Below are 3,567 nucleotides of genomic sequence, written 5' to 3' on the forward strand. Positions count from 1 at the left end.
GTTGCCGCGGGGCCGGGCCCTCCGTACGTACGGATCGGCGTCAGGCGTCGAAGACCTCGTTGACGAGCTGTGCCTGCTCCGCCTGGTGGCGCTTGGCCGAGCCGACCGCCGGGGACGAGGAGTGCGGGCGCGAGATGCGCCGCAGTCGTGGGGCGCCGGGGATGTCGGCGCCGACCGCCAGGTCCAGGTGGTCGATCAGGTTGAGCGCGATGAACGGCCAGGCGCCCTGGTTCGCCGGCTCCTCCTGCGCCCACAGGTACTTCTCGGCGTTCGGGAACTTGGCGATCTCGGCCTGGAGTTCCGCGCCCGGCAGCGGGTACAGCCGCTCCAGGCGGAGGATCGCGGTGTCCGTGACGCCGCGCTTCTGCCGCTCGGCGTCCAGGTCGTAGTAGACCTTGCCGGAGCAGAAGACGACCTTGCGGACCGCGTCCGGCTCGACACTGCTGTCGCCGATCACCGGGCGGAAGCCGCCGGTGGTGAACTCCTCCGCCGAGGACGCCGCCGCCTTCAGGCGCAGCATCGACTTCGGGGTGAAGACGACGAGCGGCTTGTGGTGCGGGTTGTGGACCTGCCAGCGCAGCAGGTGGAAGTAGTTCGACGGCAGCGTCGGCATCGCGATCGTCATGTTGTTCTGCGCGCACATCTGGAGCAGGCGCTCGGGGCGGGCGGACGAGTGGTCCGGGCCCTGGCCCTCGTAGCCGTGCGGCAGCAGCAGCGTGACGCCGGAGGTCTGGCCCCACTTCTGCTCGGCCGACGAGATGAACTCGTCCACGATGGTCTGCGCGCCGTTGACGAAGTCACCGAACTGCGCCTCCCACATGACCAGCGCGTCCGGCCTGGCCAGGGAGTAGCCGTACTCGAAGCCCATCGCCGCGTACTCGCTGAGCAGCGAGTCGTAGACGTTGTAGCGGGCCTGCTCGGCGGTCAGGTACTGGAGCGGGGTGTAGTCCTCGCCGGTGCCCTGGTCGACCAAGACCGCGTGGCGCTGGCCGAAGGTGCCGCGGCGGGTGTCCTGGCCCGAGAGGCGGACCGGCGTGCCCTCCATCAGCAGCGAGCCGATGGCCAGGGTCTCGCCCATGCCCCAGTCGATCGTGCCGTCCTCGACCGAGGCCGCGCGGCGCTGCATCTGCGGCATCAGGCGCGGGTGGACGGTGACGGTGTCCGGGATGTTGACCTGCGACTCGGCGATCCGCTTGACGACCTCCTGGGAGACCGCGGTCTCCACGGCCACCGGGAACTCCGCCTGCGCGTCCGGGACCTGGACGGGACCGGCGTGCGAGGTGGCCTCGCGGACCTCCGCGAAGACCTTCTCCAGCTGGCCCTGGAAGTCCTGGAGCGCCTGCTCCGCCTCTTCCAGCGTGATGTCGCCGCGGCCGATCAGCGACTCGGTGTAGAGCTTGCGCACCGAGCGCTTCTTGTCGATCAGGCGGACCATCTGCGGGTTGGTGAACTGCGGGTTGTCGCCCTCGTTGTGGCCGCGGCGGCGGTAGCAGATCAGGTCGATGACGACGTCCTTGTTGAACGTCTGGCGGAACTCGAAGGCGAGCCGTCCGACGCGGACGACGGCCTCCGGGTCGTCACCGTTCACGTGGATGATCGGCGCCTCGATCATGCGGGCCACGTCCGTCGCGTACATCGACGAGCGCGAGGACTCCGGGGCGGCGGTGAAGCCGACCTGGTTGTTGATCACGACGTGGACCGTGCCGCCGGTGCGGTAGCCGCGCAGCTGCGACATGTTGAGCGTCTCGGCGACGACGCCCTGGCCCGCGAAGGCCGCGTCGCCGTGGAGCGCGAGCGGCAGGACCGTGAAGTCCGTACCGGCCTTGTTGATGATGTCCTGCTTGGCGCGGGCGATGCCTTCCAGGATCGGGTCGACCGCCTCCAGGTGCGAGGGGTTCGCGGCCAGCGAGACCTTGATCTGCTCGCCGTCCAGACCGGTGAAGGTGCCCTCGGCGCCCAGGTGGTACTTGACGTCGCCGGAGCCGTGCATCGACTTCGGGTCGAGGTTGCCCTCGAACTCCCGGAAGATCTGCGCGTACGACTTGCCGACGATGTTCGCGAGGACGTTGAGCCGGCCGCGGTGGGCCATGCCGATGACGACCTCGTCGAGGCGGGACTCGGCGGCCGAGTCGATGATCGCGTCGAGCAGCGGGATGACGGACTCGCCGCCCTCCAGCGAGAACCGCTTCTGGCCGACGTACTTCGTCTGGAGGAACGTCTCGAACGCCTCGGCCGCGTTGAGCCGGCGCAGGATCCGCAGCTGCTCCTCGCGCTCCGGCTTGGAGTGCGCGCCGCGCTCGATCCGGTCCTGGAGCCACTTGCGCTGCTTTGGGTCCTGGATGTGCATGAACTCGATGCCGGTGGTGCGGCAGTACGAGTCGCGCAGCACGCCGAGGATGTCGCGGAGCTTCATCATCGACTTGCCCGCGAAGCCGCCGACGGCGAACTCGCGCTCCAGGTCCCACAGCGTCAGCCCGTGCTCGGTGATGTCGAGGTCGGGGTGCTTGCGCTGGAGGTAGTCCAACGGGTCCGTGTCGGCCATGACATGGCCGCGGACGCGGTAGGAGTGGATCAGCTCGAAGACCCGGGCGGGCTTTGTGACGTCCTCGTCGTGCGAGGCGTCGATGTCCTTCAGCCAGCGGACCGGCTCGTACGGGATGCGCAGCGCCTGGAAGATCTCGTCGTAGAAGTCGTTCTCGCCGAGGAGGAGCTGGCTGACGATCCGCAGGAACTCGCCGGAGGCGGCGCCCTGGATGACGCGGTGGTCGTACGTCGACGTCAGGGTCATGACCTTGGAGATGCCCAGCTTGTTCAGGGTGTCCTGCGACGTGCCCTGGAACTCGGCCGGGTAGTCCATCGAACCGACGCCCATGATGACCGACTGACCGGGCATCAGACGCGGCACGGAGTGCACCGTGCCGAGGCCGCCCGGGTTGGTCAGCGAGACGGTGACGCCGGTGAAGTCGTCCATCGTCAGCTTGTTGTTGCGGGCGCGGCGGACGATGTCCTCGTACGCCTGCCAGAACTCGAAGAAGTTGAGCGTCTCGGCCTTCTTGATGCCGGCGACGACGAGCTGGCGGTCCCCGTTGGGCTTCACCAGGTCGATGGCGAGACCGAAGTTGACGTGCTCGGGCTTGACCAGCGTCGGCTTGCCGTCGCGCTCCGCGAAGGAGTAGTTCATCGACGGCATGGCCTTGATCGCCTGCACCATCGCGTACCCGATGAGGTGCGTGAAGGAGATCTTGCCGCCGCGCGCGCGCTTCAGGTGGTTGTTGATGACGATGCGGTTGTCGAAGAGCAGCTTCACCGGGACGGCGCGCACGGAGGTGGCCGTGGGCAGCTCCAGCGAGGCGTTCATGTTCTTCGCGACGGCGGCCGACGGGCCGCGCAGCGTCACGTACTCGGGGCCCGCGGGCGCCTCGGTGGCCGGAGCCGCCTTGGCCGGGGCGGGCGCCGCGGCGGGCTTCGCGGGCGCCGGGGCGGGTGCTGCCTTCGCCGGTGCGGCGGGGGCCTGGGCCGGGGCGGCGGCCGGGGCCTGCGCCGCGGGCTTCGCCGGGGCGGCGGCTG

General features: G+C 69.3%; 1 protein-coding gene. It reads right to left on the reverse strand.

Going from position 1 to position 3,567, the window contains the following annotated elements:
• Window positions 1-40: 40 nt before the first annotated feature.
• Window positions 41-3,567, reverse strand: a 3,527-nt coding sequence (locus tag ACFTZC_RS41840) for a multifunctional oxoglutarate decarboxylase/oxoglutarate dehydrogenase thiamine pyrophosphate-binding subunit/dihydrolipoyllysine-residue succinyltransferase subunit (RefSeq protein WP_382899340.1), incomplete at its 5' end; no start/stop codon positions are given.

This window comes from Streptomyces sp. NPDC056987 (genome assembly GCF_042673865.1).
Classification (GTDB): domain Bacteria; phylum Actinomycetota; class Actinomycetes; order Streptomycetales; family Streptomycetaceae; genus Streptomyces.